Source organism: Bradyrhizobium sp. AZCC 1721 (assembly GCF_036924715.1).
Lineage (GTDB): Bacteria > Pseudomonadota > Alphaproteobacteria > Rhizobiales > Xanthobacteraceae > Bradyrhizobium.
Genome location: NZ_JAZHSB010000001.1, coordinates 6,544,260 through 6,564,038 on the forward strand (window position 1 = coordinate 6,544,260; position 19,779 = coordinate 6,564,038).

At 62.7% G+C, this 19,779-nt stretch carries 13 protein-coding genes; 6 read left to right on the plus strand and 7 right to left on the minus strand.

The window, feature by feature from the left end; all coding sequences use genetic code 11:
• The first annotated feature begins 69 nt into the window (after nucleotides 1-69).
• Both V1273_RS31295 and V1273_RS31300 read left to right on the plus strand, forming a co-directional pair.
• Nucleotides 70-1,452: a leucyl aminopeptidase family protein gene (locus V1273_RS31295; protein ID WP_334411850.1), complete on the plus strand. Its 1,383-nt coding sequence runs from the start codon at nucleotides 70-72 to the stop codon at nucleotides 1,450-1,452.
• A complete protein-coding gene (locus V1273_RS31300; RefSeq protein ID WP_334411851.1) occupies nucleotides 1,445-2,287 on the plus strand; it encodes a C40 family peptidase in 843 nt (280 codons plus the stop codon). The genes V1273_RS31295 and V1273_RS31300 overlap by 8 nt, the downstream gene beginning before the upstream one ends.
• A 31-nt stretch (nucleotides 2,288-2,318) precedes the next feature.
• On the opposite strand, the gene V1273_RS31305 is transcribed toward V1273_RS31300, so the two are convergent.
• The 6 genes from V1273_RS31305 to V1273_RS31330 all read right to left on the minus strand — a co-directional run bounded on the left by V1273_RS31305 (nucleotide 2,319) and on the right by V1273_RS31330 (nucleotide 10,865).
• The gene (locus V1273_RS31305; RefSeq protein WP_334369044.1) at nucleotides 2,319-3,944 is read right to left on the minus strand and encodes an ABC transporter ATP-binding protein; all 1,626 of its coding nucleotides are present in this window, start codon (nucleotides 3,942-3,944) and stop codon (nucleotides 2,319-2,321) included.
• A gap of 6 nt (nucleotides 3,945-3,950) precedes the next feature.
• Entirely contained in the window at nucleotides 3,951-5,129 is a 1,179-nt protein-coding gene (locus V1273_RS31310; protein WP_334380074.1) for an ABC transporter permease, read from the minus strand.
• A complete protein-coding gene (locus tag V1273_RS31315; RefSeq protein WP_334380073.1) occupies nucleotides 5,129-6,241 on the minus strand; it encodes a microcin C ABC transporter permease YejB in 1,113 nt (370 codons plus the stop codon). The genes V1273_RS31310 and V1273_RS31315 overlap by 1 nt, the downstream gene beginning before the upstream one ends.
• Nucleotides 6,241-8,124 carry an extracellular solute-binding protein gene (locus tag V1273_RS31320; protein WP_334411852.1) on the minus strand — a complete coding sequence of 628 codons (1,884 nt, stop codon included), beginning with the start codon at nucleotides 8,122-8,124 and terminating at the stop codon, nucleotides 6,241-6,243. Before V1273_RS31320 ends, V1273_RS31315 begins: the two co-directional genes overlap by 1 nt.
• A 14-nt stretch (nucleotides 8,125-8,138) precedes the next feature.
• Nucleotides 8,139-10,034 (minus strand): extracellular solute-binding protein, encoded by a 1,896-nt coding sequence (locus V1273_RS31325; RefSeq protein ID WP_334411853.1) that lies wholly within the window; start codon nucleotides 10,032-10,034, stop codon nucleotides 8,139-8,141.
• A gap of 282 nt (nucleotides 10,035-10,316) precedes the next feature.
• Nucleotides 10,317-10,865 carry a c-type cytochrome gene (locus tag V1273_RS31330; protein WP_334411854.1) on the minus strand — a complete coding sequence of 183 codons (549 nt, stop codon included), beginning with the start codon at nucleotides 10,863-10,865 and terminating at the stop codon, nucleotides 10,317-10,319.
• A gap of 200 nt (nucleotides 10,866-11,065) precedes the next feature.
• Here V1273_RS31330 and V1273_RS31335 point away from each other — a divergent pair, with 200 nt between their 5' ends.
• The gene (locus V1273_RS31335; RefSeq protein ID WP_334411855.1) at nucleotides 11,066-11,812 is read left to right on the plus strand and encodes a 3-deoxy-manno-octulosonate cytidylyltransferase; all 747 of its coding nucleotides are present in this window, start codon (nucleotides 11,066-11,068) and stop codon (nucleotides 11,810-11,812) included.
• Nucleotides 11,813-11,931: 119 nt separating this feature from the next.
• A complete protein-coding gene (locus V1273_RS31340) occupies nucleotides 11,932-12,792 on the plus strand; it encodes a prephenate dehydratase (RefSeq protein ID WP_334365225.1) in 861 nt (286 codons plus the stop codon).
• Between the two features lie 706 nt (nucleotides 12,793-13,498).
• On the opposite strand, the gene V1273_RS31345 is transcribed toward V1273_RS31340, so the two are convergent.
• Nucleotides 13,499-14,518: an LLM class flavin-dependent oxidoreductase gene (locus V1273_RS31345; RefSeq protein ID WP_334411856.1), complete on the minus strand. Its 1,020-nt coding sequence runs from the start codon at nucleotides 14,516-14,518 to the stop codon at nucleotides 13,499-13,501.
• A gap of 381 nt (nucleotides 14,519-14,899) precedes the next feature.
• Here V1273_RS31345 and metF point away from each other — a divergent pair, with 381 nt between their 5' ends.
• Complete coding sequence (gene metF / locus V1273_RS31350) at nucleotides 14,900-15,814, plus strand: methylenetetrahydrofolate reductase [NAD(P)H] (protein ID WP_334411857.1); 915 nt, start codon at nucleotides 14,900-14,902, stop codon at nucleotides 15,812-15,814.
• Nucleotides 15,815-15,818: 4 nt separating this feature from the next.
• A complete protein-coding gene (gene metH / locus V1273_RS31355) occupies nucleotides 15,819-19,679 on the plus strand; it encodes a methionine synthase (protein WP_334412296.1) in 3,861 nt (1,286 codons plus the stop codon).
• Nucleotides 19,680-19,779: the final 100 nt, after the last annotated feature.

Below are 19,779 nucleotides of genomic sequence, written 5' to 3' on the forward strand. Positions count from 1 at the left end.
TAACCCTAACGGCCGGTTAATTGGCCGTGCTATGCCAGCCAGACACGCCCCGATCCCCGCGAGACATGCATGCAATCGCCGTTCGAGACCGCGCCCATCGCCCCCGCCATTCCGATTACGTTCGCCACCAAAACGACCTGGAGCGCGATCGCCAAAGACCTTCCCGAACCGGCCCGGCAGTTTGCGCTCGCCAATGATTTTACCGCCAAGCCCGGCAAGTGCCTGACGCTGCCCGCCCCCGACGGGAAGATTGCGCAGGTCGTGTTCGGGCTTGATGAAGAGACCGCCAAGTCGCACGACCTGTTCCGGCCCGGCGCGCTGCCCGGCCTGCTGCCGCCGGGCGTCTATCGCTTCGCCAACGTGCCGCACGACCCGCGCCTGGCGACGCTCGCCTTTGCGCTGGGGAGCTACCGCTTCGGCCGCTACCGCAAAGCCGAAAAGCCCGAGGTCCGGCTGGTGCCGCCCGATGGCGTCGATATCGCTGACATCGCGCGGATGGCGGAAGCGGCGGCGCTGGCGCGCGACCTGATCAATACGCCGTCGAACGACATGGGGCCGGAGCAACTGGCGGACGCCGCACAAGCGCTCGCGGCGCGTTTCGGCGCCAGCTTCGACTGCATCGTCGGCGACGAACTCGTGAAGCAGAACTTTCCGCTGATCCACGCGGTTGGCATGGCCTCGGCGCGTGCCCCGCGCCTGATCGACCTGAGCTGGGGCGATCCCGCCCACCCCAAAGTGACGCTGGTCGGCAAGGGCGTCTGCTTCGACACCGGCGGGCTCGACCTAAAGCCGTCCAGCGGCATGCTGATCATGAAAAAGGACATGGGCGGCGCCGCCAACGTGCTGGCGCTGGCGCAGATGGTGATGGACGCGAAGCTGAAGGTCCGCCTGCGCGTCCTGCTCCCCGCGGTCGAGAACGCGGTCGCCGGCAACGCCTTCCGTCCGCTCGACATCTTCAAGTCGCGCAAGGGACTTAACGTGGAGATCGGCAACACCGATGCCGAGGGACGGCTGGTCCTGGCGGATGCGCTCGCCTTGGCGGACGAAGACAAACCGGATCTGTTGATTGACTTGGGCACACTGACCGGCGCGGCGCGGGTGGCGCTGGGGCCGGATTTACCGCCCTTTTACACCCATGATGAGACGCTGGCCGAAAGCGTCGCAGAACATGCAAAGCGGGAGAACGATCCGTTGTGGCGAATGCCGCTGTGGCCACCCTATGATTCGTGGCTGGATTCGAAGGTCGCCGACATCAACAACGCGCCGTCGGGCGGCTTTGCCGGCTCGATCACCTGCGCGCTGTTCCTGCACCGCTTCGTCACCGATGCCAAAAGCTGGCTGCATGTCGATATCTACGGCTGGACGCCTTCCGCAAAACCTGCGCGTCCCGAAGGCGGCGAATGCCAGGCCGCACGCGCGATCTACAAACTGTTGAGCGAACGCTATGCATGATCCGCGCCTGACGCCGGCACGGCCCGAAATCGCCGCGAAATATCTCGAAGGCAAGGTGAAGGCCGCGCGCTATGTGTCCGGCGAGGAATTTTGCGTGTGTGAGGCGATCGCGCCGCTGTGGAAGCGACCTGCCGCGGGCGCCATGATGCTGACGCAGGCGCTGAAGGGCGAACGCGTCACGATCTACGACCGCAATGACGAAGGGTTTGCGTGGGGCCAACTCGCGAGCGACGGCTATGTCGGCTGGATTCCGGATGCCGCGCTGGCAAAGCCTGCGGCCGCACCGACGCACAAGGTCACGACGCTGCGGACCTTCGCGTTTCCGGGCCCCTCGATCAAGCTGCCGCCGGTCGAGACGCTGACGACGGGAGCAAGGGTGACGGTCATCCGCGAAGACAGCGCGTTCGCCATTACAAGCGACGGCTGGTATCTGCCGCGCCATCATCTTGGCAGCCTCGACGCGGTGGAAAAGGATTTCGTCGCGGTTGCCGAGCGCTTTATCGGCACGCCCTATCTCTGGGGCGGCAAGAGCTCGCTCGGTATCGATTGTTCCGGCCTCATCCAGGTATCGCTGGCCGCCGCCGGCACCGGCTGCCCGCGCGACAGCGACATGCAAGAGGGAGGCCTCGGCCGGGCATTGAGTCCCGCCGAGATGACGAAGCTCCAGCGCGGCGATCTGATCTTCTGGAAGGGCCACGTCGCGATCGTGCGGGACGCCGACAGCATCGTACACGCCAACGCGCACCACATGGCGACGGTGGTGGAGAACACACATGACGCGATTGCGCGGATCAAGGCCGTCGGCAGCGAGGTGACGGCGATCAAGCGGCTGTAGCCACAAACTTCATCGTCATCACCAGCGCAAGCTATAGGTCCGGAACCGCCTCGATCCGGAACGCGGCAGCGAACAGGGCGCGGGTGTAGTCGCTCTTCGGGTTCTTGAAGAGCTCCGCGGCCGGGCCCTCCTCCACCACCTTGCCGTGACGCATCACGATCAGATGGCTGGCCAGCGAGGCCACGACGCGCAAATCGTGCGAGATGAACATGTAGGTCAGATCGCGCTTGCGCTGCAGCTCGCGCAGCAGGTCGACCATCTGCGCCTGGAACAGCATGTCGAGCGCGCTGGTCGGCTCGTCCAGCACGACGAAATTCGGCTCCAGCACCACCGCGCGCGCAATCGAGATACGCTGGCGCTGGCCGCCGGAAAATTCATGCGGATAGCGGAAGCGCGTCGCCGGATCGAGACCGACGTCTGTGAGCGCCTTGACGACGCGCGCCTCGCGCTCTTGATGCGACAGCGACTTCTGATGCACGCTCAGGCCTTCGGCAACGATATCGCCGACCGACATTCGCGGGCTGAGCGCGCCGAACGGATCCTGAAACACGATCTGCATGTCGCGACGGTGCGGCAGCATGGCCTTGAAGCGCAGGCCCTGGATGTTGTTGCCGAGGAACACGATTGGGCCGTCGGAGGAAATCAGCCGGAGCAGTGCGAGACCCAGCGTGGTCTTGCCGGAGCCGGATTCGCCGACGACGCCGAGCGTCTCGCCCTTGCGCACCGCGACGCTGACGCCATCCACCGCCTTGATGTGGCCGACGGTCGAGCGCAACAACCCGCGCTTGATCGGAAACCAGACCTTGAGATTGTCGGCCGACATCACCACCGGCTCGTTGGGCCGCGGCGGCGCCGGGTCGGGCTTGGGCTCGGCCGCGAGCAGCGCGCGGGTATAGGCATGTTTCGGCGCGGTGAAGACCTGTTCGACCGGGCCGTGCTCGACGATCTTGCCCGAGTTCATGACGCAGACCACGTCGGCGATGCGGCGGACGATGCCGAGGTCATGGGTGATGAACAGCATGCTCATGCCGAGCCGGGACCTGATCTCGGCAAGCAGCGCCAGGATCTGGGCCTGCACCGTGACGTCGAGCGCGGTGGTCGGCTCGTCCGCGATCAGAAGATCCGGCTCGTTGGCGAGCGCCATCGCGATCATGACACGCTGACGCTGGCCGCCGGATAGTTGGTGCGGATAGCTTTGTAGCCTCGTTTCCGGATCGGGAATGCCGACCTGCGTCAAGAGCTCGAGTGTGCGCGCCCGCGCCATCTGCCCGCCGATGCCGCTGTGCAGCGAAAGAATCTCGCCGATCTGCGCCTCGACCGTGTGCAGCGGATTGAGCGAGGTCATCGGCTCCTGGAAAATGATCGAGATGTCGTTGCCGCGGATCTCGCGCATCTCGCGTTCCGAGGCATTGAGCAGCTCTCGGCCCTTGAAATGGATGGTGCCGGAGGGATGCGACGCGGTCGGATAGGGCAGCAGTCTTAGCACCGACAGCGCGCTGACCGATTTGCCGGAACCGGACTCGCCGACCAGGGCCACGCACTCGCCGCGCTTGATGGAAAACGAGACGCGGTCGACCGCAATCGTGGCGCCGCTCGGCTGGTGAAACGCCACCGAGAGATCGCGCACATCGAGCAAGGGCTGGTTGACGGCGTCCATCATGCTCTACCGGAACGTTTTGCGCGGATCGAAGGCGTCGCGCACGCCCTCGCCGATGAAGATCAAAAGCGACAGCATGATCGCGACCGAGAAGAAGCCGGTAAAACCGAGCCAGGGCGCCTGCACGTTGGACTTGCCCTGCGACAGCAGCTCGCCGAGTGATGGCGAACCCGGCGGCAGGCCGAAGCCGAGGAAGTCGAGCGCGGTCAGCGTCATCACCGAGGACGACACGATGAATGGCAGAAAGGTCATGGTCGCCACCATCGCGTTCGGCAGCAGATGCCGGAACATGATCACGCCGTTGGAGACGCCGAGCGCGCGCGCCGCCTGAATGTATTCGAAATTGCGCCCGCGTAAGAACTCCGCGCGAACCAGGCCAACCAACGAGGTCCAGGAGAACAGCAGGAGAATGCCGAGCAGCACGAAGAAGCCGGGCACCAGCACCGATGACAGGATCAGCAGCAGATAGAGCGAGGGAATCGCGCTCCAGATTTCGATGATGCGCTGGAAGATCAGATCGGTCCAGCCGCCGAAATAGCCTTGCACGCCGCCGGCGATGACGCCGATGATCGAGGACAGGATGGTCAGCGTCAGTCCGAACAGCACCGAGATGCGAAAACCGTAGATCAGTCGCGCCACCACGTCGCGGCCCTGGTCGTCGGTACCGAGCCAGTTGTATTCGAGGTCGCTACAGCTCTTCAGGCCCTTCTTCTCCACCACGGGCTTGCACTGCTCTTCCGTCAGCATCCATGTCGGCTTCGACGGCGCCGGCGTCGGCAAATCGAGATTGTGGGTGGAGTAGGAATAGCGGATCAAGGGCCAGATGATGGTGCCGCCCTTTTCGGCGATCAGCTTTTGCAAATAGGGATCGCGGTAGTCGGCCGCGGTTTCGAAATCGCCGCCGAAAGTGGTCTCGGAATAGCTGACGAAAGCCGGCCAATACAGTTTTCCGTCATACTTGATAAGGAACGGCCGATCGTTGGCGATCAGTTCGGCAAACAGCGAGATCAGAAACAGAGCAAGGAATATCCAGAGCGACCAGTAGCCGCGGCGGTTCGCCTTGAAGTTCCGCCAGCGCCGGCGGTTCAGCGGCGATGGCGCGAACACGTGCTGCGTGGCCGGGACGACCTCGCCAAGCGGCGACCTCGCGGTGGTTTCGACCGGTTGTGGAGCGAGCAGCGCCATCAGACTTCCCTCGCCTCAAAATCGATCCGGGGATCGATCCACATGTAGGCGAGGTCGGAGATCAGACCCACCACAAGGCCCACGAGGGAGAAGATGAACAGCGTGCCGAACACGACCGGATAGTCGCGGTTCAGCACGCTTTCGAAGCCGAGCAGCCCGAGCCCGTCGAGCGAGAAGATGGTCTCGATCAGCAGTGAGCCGGAGAAGAATGCACCAATGAACGCACCGGGAAAGCCTGCGATTACGATCAGCATGGCGTTGCGGAAGATATGCCCGTAGAGCACCTGCCCCTCGCTGCAACCCTTTGCACGCGCGGTCATGACGTACTGCTTCCTGATCTCATCGAGAAACGAGTTCTTGGTCAGCAGCGTCATGGTGGCGAAGGCGCCGAGACCCATCGCGATCAAAGGCAGGGTGAGGTGCCAGAAGTAGTCGATGATCTTCCAGTACCAGGGGAATTGCGACCAGCCGTCCGAGGTCAATCCGCGCAGCGGGAACCAGTTGAAGAACGAGCCGCCGGCAAACAGGATGATCAGCAGGATCGCGAACAGAAAACCGGGGATCGCAAAGCCGACGATGATAGCGGCGGAAGTCCAGGTATCGAATCGCGTTCCGTCCGCCACCGCCTTGCGGATGCCGAGCGGGATCGAGATCAAATAGGTCAGCAGCGTCAACCAGAGGCCGAGCGATATCGAGACCGGCAGCTTCTCCTTGATCAGCTGCAACACGGTGGTGTCGCGAAAGTAGCTCTTGCCGAAATCGAAGCGAGCGAAATTCCATACCATCAGAGCAAAGCGCTCATGCGCCGGCTTGTCGAAGCCGAACTGCTTTTCCAGGTTCTTGATGAACTCCGGATCGAGCCCCTGCGCGCCGCGGTATTTCGAATTGACAGCATCGGCGGAGGCGCCCGCCTGGGGCGTACTGCCGGCAAAGTCACCGGTGGAAGAGCCAGAGATGCGCGAGGAGCCGCCGGTATCGGCGCCGGAAAGCTGTGCGATCACACGTTCGACCGGGCCGCCCGGCGCGAACTGCACGACCACGAAGGAAATGAAGAGGATGCCGAGCAAGGTCGGAAACATCAAAAGGATGCGGCGGGCGATATAGGCGGTCATTATTGCTTCGCCTGCTCAAGTTTGCCGGCCTTGGCAGCGTCATACCACCAGATAACTCGCTCGCCGGAGCCCGATGCGTCGATCTGATAACGCGGCAGGTTCTTCGGGCGGTCGAAGATGTCCCAATAGGCCAGCCGATGCGTCTTGTTGTACCACTGCGGCACCCAGTAGCGGCCGGCGCGGAAAACGCGGTCGAAGGCATGACAGGCAACCGTCAGCTCGGCGCGGGTATCCGCCGCAATGATCTTTTCGATCAGCGCGTCGATGGCGGGATTCTCTATACCGGCCAGGTTGTAGGAGCCCTTGGTTTTGGCAGCGTGCGAGGAGAAGAAGGCACGCATTGCGTCGCCCGGCGTCGTCGACATCGAGAAGCGCGTGATAGTCATGTCGAAATCGAAATCTTCCACCCTCGCGCGGTACTGCACGGCATCGACCATACGCGGACTCGCCTCGATGCCGAGCGTTCCCAGATTCTTGATATAGGGCGCGTGATGCGGATTCAGCGAAGGCTCATCGTACAGGAATTCGATGCGAAACACTTCGCCGCTCGGCGTCATCCGCTTGCCGTCCTTGATGACGAAGCCGGCTTCGTTGAGCAATTGCTGCGCCTTGCGCAGCATGGTGCGATCCTGCCCCGAGCCATCCGAAACCGGGGGCACGTAGGGCTGGGCGAACACTTCGTCGGGCACTTGGCCGCGGAATGGCTCGAGCAGCTTCAGCTCCTCCGGTGAGGGCGGCCCCTTCGCCATCATGTCTGAATTCTGGAACGGCGAATGCGTACGCGCATAGGCGTCGTACATAATGGTCTTGTTGGTCCACTCGAAATCGAAGGCGTTGATCAGCGCCTCGCGCACGCGGGGGTCCTTGAACTTGTCGCGGCGGGTATTGATGAACCAGCCCTGCGCGCCGGACGGCCTTTCGTCCGGTACCTGCTCGCGCTTGACGCGGCCGTCCTTGATGGCGGGGAAGTCGTAGCGCGTCGCCCAGATGCGCGCGGTGAACTCTTCGCGGAACAGATAGTTCTTGCCGGTAAAGCCTTCGAAGGCGACGTCGCGGTCGCGATAGAATTCGTAGCGGACCACATCGTAATTGTAATAACCGCGGCAGACCGGGAGGTTCGCCCCCCACCAGTCCTTGACGCGTTCGTACTCGATGAAACGGTTGACCTCGAACTTGCCGACCTTATAGGGCCCCGAGCCCAGCGGCGTGTCCAGCGTTGATTCATCGAAGGGCCGCGTCTCATAATATCTCTTCGAGAAGATCGGCAGGCCCGCGACGAAGAGCGGCACATCGCGCGCGCGCTTCTCGGCGAAGGTGACGATCACGGTCGCATCGTCGAGCGCCTCGGCCCCCTTGACGTCACGCATCTGCACCTGGATCAGCGGATGGCCCTTGGCCTTCAGCGTGTTGATGGACCAGGCGACGTCATGCGCCGTGATCCTCGAGCCGTCGTGAAACTTGGCCTCGGGGCGCAGCGTAAAGCGGTAGATCAGCTTGTCCGGCGAGATTCGCACCGACTTTGCGACGAGCCCGTACATCGCATCCGGCTCGTCGCCGGCCCGCACCATCAGCGCTGAGAAGGTCAGGTCCATGCCCTGCGCGCCCTCGCCCTTGAGGATGTAGGCGTTGAGCGAATTGAAGGTGTGGTAGGACTGATTGTAGGAGCGCGTCGAGGGGATGGTCGAGAACACGCCGCCCTTGGGGGCAGAGACGTTCACATAGTCGAAATTCTTGAAGTCGGCCGGATACTTCAGATCGCCGAACGCCGAGATGCCGTGCATCTCAGCGCCGTTTTCCTCTGTGGCGCGAACGGGGCCAAGCCGCAGAACGCTCAGCGCGCCGACACCGAGACCGAGTACATGCCGGCGAGAGAATTGCGCCATGCGCAGGATATCCTTCAAGACCGTCTTCCGATCTTTGCCGCCTTGTCGGCATCATACCACCAGATCGCGGGGAAGCCGGACAGGCCGTATTTGGGCAGTTCGGTCGGACGGCCGAAACGGTCCCAACGCGCCGTCCGGACCTTGGGATAATTCCACTGCGGCACGACATAGTGATTCCACAGCAGCACGCGGTCCAGCGCCTTGGTCGCTGCAACAAGGTCTTCCCGGCCCTTCGCATAGATCACCCGCTCGATCAATTTGTCGATCGCGGGATTCTTGATGCCGATGATATTGCGCGAACCCGCCATGTCCGCCGCCTGCGAACCCCAATATTCGCGCTGCTCGTTTCCGGGCGACAACGATTCCGCCCACGACGAGACGACGACATCGAAATCCCAGCTACGAAGGCGGTTTTCATACTGTGTCGGATCGATCGTGCGCACGCTGACCGCGATACCTAGCCGCTCCAGAGAAGGTTTGAAAAACAGCATGACCCGTTCGAAGGTCGGCTCTGCACCAAGCAATTCGAGCGCAAATGGCGCTCCCGTCTTACTATCGACCAGCTTGCGCTCGCGCACCTCATAGCCGGCTTCCTTCAGTAGACGCAGCCCCTCACGAAGATTTTCGCGAACCGCTTCGGGACTGCCGCCGACCGGATTGGTAAAGGGCTTGGCGAATACCTCGGGTGGCACTTCCGCGCGGACGGCCTCGAGTATTTCCAACTCTTTGCCTTGCGGCAGGCCGCTTGAAGCCAGTTCTGTGCCGTCGAAATAGCTGCTGATGCGCTTGTACTGACCGAAGAATATCTGCTTGTTCATTTCCTCGAAGTCGAACGCATAATTCAGTGCGCGACGCACCCGCGGATCCTTGAACTGGTCACGCCGGATATTCAGCGCGAACGCCTGCATGATTCCGGAACTACGGTTCGGAAACTCCTCGAGCAGCACGCGCTTGTCATTGACGGCCGGAAAGTCATAGGCCGTTGCCCAGTTCTTGGCGCTGTTTTCGGTACGCCAATCAACCTGGTCGCCCTTGAACGCCTCGAGCGCGACCGTCGAGTCCCGGAAATATTCCAGGCGCAGCTCGTCGAAATTGTTGCGGCCGACATACGTGCTGTGATCGCGTCCCCAATGGTCCTTCACCCGCTCCAGCGTCAGCGTCCTTCCCGGGACAAACTCCTTGATGCGGTAGGGGCCCGAGCCTAGCGGCTTCTCCAGCGTTGTCGCGGAGACGTCGCGCTTGCGGCCTTCGCTGTCGGTGCCCTCCCACCAATGCTTCGGCAAGATCGTGAGTTGTCCGACGATCAGCGGGAGTTCGCGATTGCCGGGCGCGTCGAAGCTGAATTTTATGTCGCGATCACCGACCTTTTCAGCTTTCACCACATGGCGATAGTAGGCCGAGTACTGCGGATGATGTTGCTTGAACGAATTGAGGGAGAAGATCACGTCGTCAGGCGTGACGGGATTTCCATCATGCCATTTGGCCTCTCGCCGGAGGCGATAGGTCACCCAGGAGAAATCCTCGGGGTGGCTTACGGCTTCGGCCAATTCGCCGTACTCGGTCGAGACCTCGTCCAGCGACTGCGTCATGAGAGATTCGTAGATCAACTGAACGCCGGCTGCCAGCGAGCCTTTGACGCCGGCAACCACAAGGTTGAAGTTGTCAAACGTACCGATCTGGATCTGGCGTACGGTGCCTCCCTTCGGAGCCTCCGGATTGACATAGTCAAAGCGCTTGAAGTCGGCCGGGTATTTGATCTCGCCGAACAGCGACAGCGCGTGCCGAAAGACCAGTTCGCCCGCGTCCGATTGCGCGTGAGCCGGCGAAATTTCGGGGATGCCTAGCCCCAATGCGGGTGCCATGGCGGCAACTGCGCTGCCCTGGAGAAGATGTCGTCGGGTAATGGCCAAATGCAGAATTCCTGTTGCTGACGCCAGTATCCGTTGTTTCGAAGTTCGCCGCCCCTGCCACGAACCACGCAAACAACAAGGCCGAGCTAGTGAGGACCTAATATAAGGCAAGGGTTCGACGAATTACGTTGCTTTTTCCTCATGATAGCAGCTTGGGAACACCGCCGCTGCGGCGAAAAGTCCCGGTAACAACTCCGATAGCAACAATGCGATCCCTCATATGCAAACGGCCAGGCAATGCCTGGCCGTCATGTCGTGGCGAAGTCCCGGACTGACGAAATATTACTTCGCCGCCGTCGGAAGCGGAGCCGGGTTTTCCGAGAGGCTGCGCAGATAGGCGATCACGTCGGCGCGCTCGCTGTCCTTCGGGATACCGGCAAAGCCCATCGCCGTGCCCGGAACGAAGGCCTTGGGATTGGCGAGGAACTTGTTGAGGTCATCATAGGTCCAGGTGCCGCCCTTGCCCTTCAAGGCGGCCGAGAAGTTGAACCCGCCGCGACCCTGACCCTTCGGCTCGTTCAAGACGCCGTATAAATTGGGTCCGACGCGGTTGGGGCCGCCCTTTTCGAACGTATGGCAGGCGGCGCATTTCTTGGCCGCAGCCGTGCCCTTCTCGACGGACGCGGTCTGCAAAAGCTTCTCGATCGGCTCGGAGGGAGCTGCCGCTTCCTTGGCTGCGTGAGAGGTGTCTTCCTTCACGGCGATCTCGAAGCCCGGCTTTTCCGGCTTCGCGGGCGCAAAAATCGCCTGGGCGGCAAAGCTCGTCACCAGAAGAAGAATGCAGGTGCCAAGGACGGCACCAAGAATCTTGTTGAGTTCGAAGGAGTCCATAACGGATCAGGCTCCAGGCCGGAAAGGTCGACTGAAGGCCGGCAAAACGGCCGCGGGTGGGCGTGAGGAATCAGCCTTTCGCGCCGCACCCTCAGCAGGGGTTGAGATATCGGTTTGCCCGGGCTCTGGCAACCCGTATAAACGCGCCGAATTTCGTCCCATCCCCATCAAAACCAGCTATCCCGCCGGGCCTTCAGACGATGACCGATTCCCGTATTTTGGTGCTGATTCCCGCCCGGATGGCGGCGACCCGGCTACCGGGCAAGCCGCTGCTGGATATCGCCGGCCTGCCGATGATCGTGCATGTGCTGCGGCGGGCGGAAGAAGCCAAAATCGGCCGGGTCGCGGTTGCGGCCGACACGCCGGAGATCGCCGACGCGGTGCGAGCTGCCGGCGGCGAGGCGGTGATGACCCGTGCCTCCCACGCTTCCGGCTCCGACCGCATCCACGAGGCCATGCTGGCGCTCGACCCGGCCGGCAAGGCGGAGATCGTGGTCAATTTGCAGGGCGATTTCCCGACGATCATGCCGGACACCATCCGCGCCGCGCTGCCGCCGCTCGACGACCCCGCGGTCGACATCGCGACGCTGGCCTCGCAGATCCACACCGAGGAGGAGGACCGGGCGCCGAGTGTGGTGAAGGCGATCGGCTCGCCGATCGGTCCAAACCGGCTGCGCGCGCTGTATTTCACCCGCGCCACCGCGCCTCACGGTGACGGACCGCGCTACCACCATATCGGCCTCTATGCTTACCGCCGCGCCGCGCTGCAGCGGTTCGTGACCTTGGCTCCCTCCCCGCTGGAGCAGCAGGAAAAGCTCGAACAGCTCCGCGCGCTGGAAGCCGGGATGCGGATCGACATCACCATCGTCGATAGCGTGCCGCGCGGCGTCGATACCCCGGCCGACCTCGAAACCGCCCGTGAGCTACTAAAGCCTCATTCTGATTGAACGAGGCTTTATCCTTTTGTTTTGACGCGTTTTCTTCACGCGAACCGGTATCCACTTCGCTTGAAAACGCTATAGCCAAGGCCTGGTCGGCTGCTAAAAGGCCCGCCAGGAAAGACAACATGACCAAAAAGCTGAAAATCGCATTCCAGGGCGAGCCTGGCGCCAATTCCCATATCGCCATCGTCGAGGCCTATCCCGACGCCGAGCCGATGCCGTGTGCGACCTTCGAGGACGCGCTGTCGGCGATCGCTTCGGGCGAGGCCGATCTCGGCATGATCCCGATCGAGAATTCGGTGGCGGGGCGCGTCGCCGACATCCATCATTTGCTGCCGGCGTCCGGTCTGTTCATCGTCGGAGAATGGTTTTTGCCGATCCGCCATCAATTGATGGCGCCGAAGGGGACAAAGCTCGCCGACATCAAGACGGTGGAGAGCCACGTCCATGCGCTCGGCCAATGCCGCCGCATCATCCGCAAGCTCGGCATCAAGCCGATCGTCGCCGCCGACACCGCCGGCAGCGCGCGCGACGTTTCCGAACGCAACGACAGAAGCGTGGCCGCGATCGCGTCCCGGCTGGCGGCGCAAATCTACGGCCTCGATATCCTGGCCGAAGACGTCGAGGACGAAGCGCACAACACCACGCGCTTCGTGGTGCTGGCGCGCGAGGCCGACTGGGCGAAACAAGGCTCGGGCCCGCTGGTCACCACTTTTGTTTTTCGGGTGCGCAACCTGCCCGCTGCGCTCTACAAGGCGCTCGGCGGCTTTGCTACCAACGGCGTCAACATGACCAAGCTGGAAAGCTACATGGTCGACGGCAATTTCTTTGCGACGCAGTTCTATGCCGACGTCGACGGCCATCCCGAGGACAAGGGCCTCGCCTTCGCGCTGGAAGAACTAAAGTTCTTCTCGCGCGAATTCCGCATCGTCGGCGTCTATCCCGGCCACCCGTTCCGCGCGACCTTTAGCGAGAAGCAGGATTAAGGAACGCACAGGCATCTGTTCGCGTCTCCCGGCGCGACTGCTGCCGTGGGCGCGGAGAGCGCAGATTCGTGACGTGCAGCGGCCAGACGCTTACCAGCGAGCGGCGAGTTGCGCGGCATTAGCGGTGCAGCGGATACGGATATATTATGAAAGCGGTACTCGCGGCGTTATCAGCCGGCGTGCGCCCCCTCTCCGATCACCACCGGCCGTTCCAGCCCCACCCTGGACGCGGCCCCCATCCTGGACGCGGACCCCACACCGGCCGCGGGCGCCAAACTGGCCCGCCCCAAGCATAGGCGCCGCGCCATCCCGGGCGCCACACGGGGCGCGGGCCCCAAGCGCCATAGGCGCCGCCGTACCATCTCGGACCCGGACGCCACCAGCAGCGACCCCAGGCATTGCAGACCCAGCGGACCTGCTCGACATCAGCGGCCTGGCGTGAGATCTGGTCGGCATGCGGAAGCCCGTTCGGCATCGCGGCGGAAGCTGAGCCGGCGGCGAGCATAACGCCGCCGAGGGCGGCCAACCCAACAACTACAGATTTCAGTTCCATGGCTTGTCTCCTTCTGGAGACTTCAACAACTTCCTTGACAACGCTTGGTTGCTTTTGAGGCTCGAACAAACGCAGGCATGCAGATCAGGAATGCTGAAAAAGCAGGAATGCTCAAGAGAATGAGATACAGATTCGCAGAAAAGTCATCACGATCTAGGCGGCGGCTTTCTTGCTCGGCCCGAACGCTTCCGCGAGCAGGCTGTACGACTTCTTCCGCGCGTCGTGGTCGTACACCGCCGTGATGATCATCAGTTCATCCGGCTGGCTGGCGGTAATCATTGGCTGCAGCTTCGCCATGATGGTTGCGGGGCTGCCGACAAACAGGCGCGAACGGTTGCGCATGACCGAGGCGCGCTCGGCGTCGGTGTAATCATAGGCCAGCGCTTCCTCGACGCTCGGCAATGGCAGGTATTGCCCGCGATCGCGGCGCAGGCGGTTGAGGTCCATCGAGGAGGCAAGCTTCTCAGCCTCCGCATCGGTCTCGGCGGCGACCGCCGCAACGGCGAGAATGCCGTGTGGGGTTTCCCGCCAGCCGGACGACTTGAAGTGGCTGCGGTAGTTCGTCATCGCCGCAATCGCGTCGTAGGAAGCAAAATGATGCGCGAACGCGAAGCCCATGCCGACTTGCGCCGCCAATTCCGAACTGTAGTCGGAGGAGCCGAGCAGCCAGATCGGCGGCAGCGGCGTGTCGTCCGGCATCGCCACCACATTGTTGTAGGGATGGCCGGCCGGAAACCCGCGGGTCTCCCACAACACCAGTTCGCTCAGCCGTTCGAGAAAATCGTCGCCCTCGCGGCGGTCGAGCCGGCTGCGCAGCGCATGGGCGGTCGCGCCATCGGTGCCGGGCGCGCGGCCGAGCCCGAGATCGATGCGGCCGGGAAACAGCGCTTCCAACATCTTGAAGCGCTCGGCCACCACCAGCGGCGCGTGGTTGGGCAGCATCACGCCGCCGGAGCCGACGCGGATGTTTTTGGTCACCGCGGCGATCTGCCCGATCATCAAATCAGGCGCGGGGCTCGCCACCGACGCCAGATTGTGATGCTCGGCGAGCCAGTAGCGGACATAGCCGAGCCCATCGACATGGCGCGCGAGATCAATGCTGTTCTGCAGCGCGGCGGCGGGTTTTGTGCCTGTGGTGACGACGGAGAGGTCGAGAACGGAAAGCGGAATCATGGCGCTAAGCTAATGCGGCAAGCGAAGCCGACAAAGGCCTGGCCGGCGCAGATCAGGCCCGCGCTTGTGGGGAAAGGAGCGCCACATCGCAACACCGGAGTGGGATGAAATGTGACAAATTCGACAATTACGCCACTGCCCACCGCCAAATACACCTCCTCCACAACCAACCTTTTTCTTATTAATTGTTTTTGCTATATAATTTATTATAATCACAGCCCACTCACCCCTTCTACCAAGACCAAAATTTCGTGTATTTTGCACATATTGGGCTACTTCCCATCCACAATGGGCTGTTTGGCCCGCCCTGCTTCGCTTATTTTAGCCCATCGTCGCTACGGCTGACGTCCGGCCCATTGTTTCGGAGCTTTGTGAAGTGCCATGACCGAGGTTACGCCCCCCGCTTTCGACGGCCATCGCGCGCTGCATTCGCCAAAGATCTCCTTTGAGTTCTTTCCGCCCAAGACCGAAGAGATGGAGCGGAGCCTGTGGGAGACCATCAACCGGCTGGCGCCGCTTGCCCCCAATTTCGTCTCGGTGACCTATGGCGCCGGAGGATCGACCCGCGAGCGGACCCATTCGACCATTGCCCGCATCCTGAAAGAGACGCGGCTAACGCCTGCCGCGCATCTGACCTGCGTCGGCGCGCCCAAGGGCGAGATCGACGACGTGGTGGCGCGCTATCACGAGATCGGCGTCCGCCATATCGTAGCGCTGCGCGGCGATCCCACCACCGGCATCGGCACCGCCTATCGTGCACATCCGGACGGCTACCAGAGCTCGCCTGATCTCATCGCAGGCATCAAGAAGCGTTATCCAGATATCGAAATCTCGGTGTCCGCCTATCCGGAAAAACATCCGGAGAGCCCGACCATCGACGCCGACATCGACACGCTGAAGGCCAAGGTCGACGCCGGCGCGGCGCGAGCCATTACGCAAGTATTCTTCGATAACGATCTCTACTTCCGCTACCTCGATCGCGTCCGCGCCCGCGGCATCGATATTCCGATCGTCCCCGGCATCATGCCGATGCACAATTTCAAGCAGGCGCGGAGTTTTGTGACCCGCGCCGGCACCACGGTGCCGGCCTGGCTGGCGGACAAATTCGAAGGCCTGGATGACGACGCCGAGACCCGCAAGCTCGTTGCCGCCACCGTGGCCGCCGGCCAGGTGCAAAAGCTCGCCAAGCACGGCGTCGACACCTTTCACTTCTACACCATGAACCGCGCGGACCTCGTGTTCGCGATCAGCCATTTGCTGGGCATTCGCCCCAATGGCGCACAGAAAGCCGCCTGATCCGATGAGTGTTTCGATTCCGAAGGTTTCGCCGAAGCGAACTGCCCTGCTCGCCGCCGCCCGCGAACGCATCCTGGTGCTCGACGGCGCCATGGGCACCATGATCCAGGGCCTGCAGTTCGACGAAACAGCGTTTCGCGGCGAGCGTTTCAAGGACTTCCATCGCGACGTCCGAGGCAACAACGACCTGTTGATTCTGACGCAGCCGGAGGCGATCGAGGACATCCACGCCGCTTACTTGCGCGCCGGCGCCGACATCGTCGCGACCAACACGTTTTCGTCCACCTCGATCGCGCAGGCCGACTACGACATGTCGGACCTCGCCTATGAGCTGAACCGTGACGGCGCAAAACTCGCCCGCGCCGCAGCGATGCGCGTCTCGGCCGAGGACGGCAAGCCGCGCTTCGTTGCCGGCGCGCTCGGCCCGACCAACCGCACCGCCTCGATCTCGCCCGACGTTTCCAACCCCGGCTATCGCGCCGTCACCTTCGACGATTTGCGCAAGGCCTATGGCGAGCAGGTCAATGGCCTGCTCGACGGTGGCGCCGACCTGCTGCTGGTCGAAACCATTTTCGACACGCTGAATGCCAAGGCGGCGCTTTACGCGATTTCGGAAATCACGGAGGAACGCGGCATAGACGTGCCCGTGATGATCTCCGGCACCATCACCGACAAATCCGGCCGCCTGCTCTCCGGCCAATTGCCGGAAGCATTCTGGAATTCGATCCGCCACGCCAAGCCGATCACCGTCGGCTTCAACTGCGCGCTCGGCGCGGAAGACCTTCGCGCCCATATCGCCGATATCGGCCGCGTGGCCGACACGCTGGTTTGCGCCTATCCGAACGCCGGCCTGCCCAACGAGTTCGGCCAGTACGACGAGACGCCGGAATACATGGCGCGGCTGATCGGCGAGTTCGCGGAAGCCGGCCTCGTCAACATCGTCGGCGGCTGCTGCGGCACCACGCCGGACCATATCGCCGCGATTGCGGCTGCGGTCGCTCCGCACAAGCCGCGTATCGTGCCCGTGATCGAGCCGCGGCTGCGGCTGTCAGGGCTGGAGCCGTTCGAACTGACGCCGGCGATTCCGTTCGTGAACGTCGGCGAGCGCACCAATGTCACGGGCTCAGCGAGATTCCGCAAGCTGATCACCGCGGGCGATTACGCCGCGGCACTTCAGGTGGCGCGCGACCAGGTCGAGAACGGCGCGCAGATCATCGACGTCAACATGGACGAGGGATTGCTGGATTCGGAAGCCGCGATGGTGACGTTCCTCAACCTCGTTGCCGCCGAACCGGATATCGCGCGCGTCCCTGTGATGGTCGATTCCTCGAAATTCCATGTGATCGAGGCCGGCCTGAAATGCGTTCAGGGCAAGCCGGTGGTGAACTCGATCTCGATGAAGGAAGGCGTGGAGAAATTCATCCACGAGGCCCGCATCGCGCGCCGCCATGGCGCGGCCGTCGTGGTGATGGCGTTCGACGAGATCGGCCAGGCCGACACGTTCGCGCGCAAGACCGAAATCTGCAAGCGCGCCTATGACATCCTGGTTAACGAGGTCGGCTTTGCGCCCGAGGACATCATCTTCGACCCCAATATCTTTGCGATCGCGACGGGCCTCGACGAGCATAACAATTACGGCGTCGACTTCATCGAGGCAACGCGCTGGATCCGGACGAACCTGCCGGGAGCGCATGTCTCCGGCGGCGTCTCGAACCTGTCGTTCTCGTTCCGGGGCAACGAGCCGGTGCGCGAAGCGATGCACTCGGTATTTCTGTATCACGCCATCCACGCCGGCATGGACATGGGCATCGTCAATGCCGGGCAGATGATCGTTTATGACGATATCGATCCCGAGCTGCGCCAGGTGTGCGAGGACGTGATCCTCAACCGCGACCCCGGCGCGTCCGAGCGCTTGCTGGCGCTGGCGGAAAAGTTCCGCGGCAAGGAGAAGCAGACAAAAGAGCAGGACCTCGCCTGGCGCGAATGGCCGGTCGAAAAGCGGCTGAGCCACGCGCTGGTGCATGGCATCACCGAATTCATCGAGGAAGACACCGAGGCCGCGCGGCTGACGGTCGAACGCCCGCTGAACGTCATCGAGGGCCCGCTGATGGCGGGCATGAACATCGTCGGCGACCTCTTCGGCGACGGCAAAATGTTCTTGCCGCAGGTGGTGAAGTCGGCGCGCGTGATGAAGCAGGCGGTCGCCTATCTGATGCCGTTCATGGAAGAAGAGAAGGCGCGCAACCTCGCCAATGGCGTGACCGGCGACGGCCGCAATGCCGCCGGCAAGATCGTGCTCGCTACCGTGAAGGGCGACGTCCACGACATCGGCAAGAACATCGTCGGCATCGTGCTGCAATGTAACAATTTCGAGGTGATCGACCTCGGCGTCATGGTGCCGGCGACCAAGATCATCGAGACGGCGAAAGCCGAAGGCGCCGACATCATCGGGCTATCGGGCCTGATCACGCCTTCGCTCGACGAAATGAGCTTTCTGGCCGGCGAGATGGAGCGGCAGGGCATGAAGATGCCGCTGCTGATCGGCGGCGCGACGACGAGCCGCGTCCACACCGCGGTCAAGATCGACCCAAACTATCCGGGCGGACCGGTGGTGCATGTCAACGACGCCAGCCGCGCCGTCGGCGTCGCGTCGTCGCTGCTCTCGCCGGACAGGCGCGAGGCCTATGCCGCCGACATCCGCGCCGAATACGCCAAGATTTCGGCCGCGCATCTGCGCGCACAGGCCGACAAGAAGCGGCTTAAGTTGGCGGATGCCCGCGCCAATGCGGTCAAGGCGGACTTTGTGAAAACGCCGCCGAAGAAGCCGTCATTCCTGGGGCTCAAGACTTTTGACGCCTATAATCTGGCCGAGCTTGCCGAATACATCGACTGGACGCCGTTCTTCCAGACCTGGGAATTGACCGGGCGCTTCCCGGCCATTCTCGACGATCCCAAGATCGGCGAGGTCGCACGCTCGCTCTATGACGACGCACGCAAAATGCTCGAGCGGATCATCAAGGAGAAGTGGTTCACGGCGCGTGCAACGATCGGCTTCTGGCCGGCCAATGCGGAAGGAGACGATATCGCGGTTTATGCCGACGACAGCCGCAAGCGGAAGATCGCGACCTTCCATACGCTGCGTCAGCAGTTGGAGAAGCGCGAGGGCCGCTTCAACGCCGCATTGTCGGATTTCATCGCGCCTGCGTCGTCCGGCGTATCGGATTATGTCGGCGGCTTTGTCGTCACGGCAGGAATCGGCGAGGACGCGGTTGCTGACCGCTTCAAGAATGCCAATGACGATTACTCCTCGATCCTGTGCAAGGCACTGGCCGATCGCCTCGCCGAAGCCTTTGCCGAGCGGATGCACCAGCGCGTCCGCAAGGAATTCTGGGGTTATGCGCCGGACGAGGCGCTGACCTCCGACCAGTTGATCCTCGAGCAATATACCGGCATTCGCCCGGCGCCCGGCTATCCCGCGCAGCCCGACCACACCGAGAAGGCGACGCTGTTCCGCCTGCTCGATGCGGAAAAGACTGCCGGCGTGAAGCTGACCGAGAGCTTTGCGATGTGGCCGGGCTCGTCGGTATCAGGGCTTTACTTCTCCCATCCCGAAAGCTTCTATTTCGGCGTCGGCAAGATCGAGCGCGACCAGGTCGAGGACTATGCCGCGCGCAAGGGCATGAGCGTCGCCGAGACCGAGCGCTGGCTGGCCCCGGTGCTGAACTACATCCCTTCGCAGCAGCAGACGGCGACGAAGGCACCGGTGGCGGAGATCGTCCCCGCCAACGACGTCGCCTCGCATCCCCCCGGCTGCACCTGCGCCGTGCACCTCGCCTGGCGGAAGAAGGCCGTGGGAGCTGGATAACTCGCTTTCTTCCCTTCTCCCCTTGTGGGAGAAGGTGGCGCGAAGCGCCGGATGAGGGGTTCTATCCGCGGAGAGAACCCCTCACCCGTCTCAATCGTGC

Coding starts and splice junctions, on each gene's coding strand:
- V1273_RS31330 (WP_334411854.1), bottom strand. CDS start 10,865: ATGGACTCCTTCGAACTCAACAAGATTCTTGGTGCCGTCCTTGGCACC.
- V1273_RS31305 (WP_334369044.1), bottom strand. CDS start 3,944: ATGGACGCCGTCAACCAGCCCTTGCTCGATGTGCGCGATCTCTCGGTG.
- V1273_RS31345 (WP_334411856.1), bottom strand. CDS start 14,518: ATGATTCCGCTTTCCGTTCTCGACCTCTCCGTCGTCACCACAGGCACA.
- V1273_RS31300 (WP_334411851.1), top strand. CDS start 1,445: ATGCATGATCCGCGCCTGACGCCGGCACGGCCCGAAATCGCCGCGAAA.
- V1273_RS31310 (WP_334380074.1), bottom strand. CDS start 5,129: ATGGCGCTGCTCGCTCCACAACCGGTCGAAACCACCGCGAGGTCGCCG.
- V1273_RS31315 (WP_334380073.1), bottom strand. CDS start 6,241: ATGACCGCCTATATCGCCCGCCGCATCCTTTTGATGTTTCCGACCTTG.
- metH (WP_334412296.1), top strand. CDS start 15,819: ATGAGTGTTTCGATTCCGAAGGTTTCGCCGAAGCGAACTGCCCTGCTC.
- V1273_RS31335 (WP_334411855.1), top strand. CDS start 11,066: ATGACCGATTCCCGTATTTTGGTGCTGATTCCCGCCCGGATGGCGGCG.
- metF (WP_334411857.1), top strand. CDS start 14,900: ATGACCGAGGTTACGCCCCCCGCTTTCGACGGCCATCGCGCGCTGCAT.
- V1273_RS31320 (WP_334411852.1), bottom strand. CDS start 8,124: ATGGCGCAATTCTCTCGCCGGCATGTACTCGGTCTCGGTGTCGGCGCG.
- V1273_RS31295 (WP_334411850.1), top strand. CDS start 70: ATGCAATCGCCGTTCGAGACCGCGCCCATCGCCCCCGCCATTCCGATT.
- V1273_RS31340 (WP_334365225.1), top strand. CDS start 11,932: ATGACCAAAAAGCTGAAAATCGCATTCCAGGGCGAGCCTGGCGCCAAT.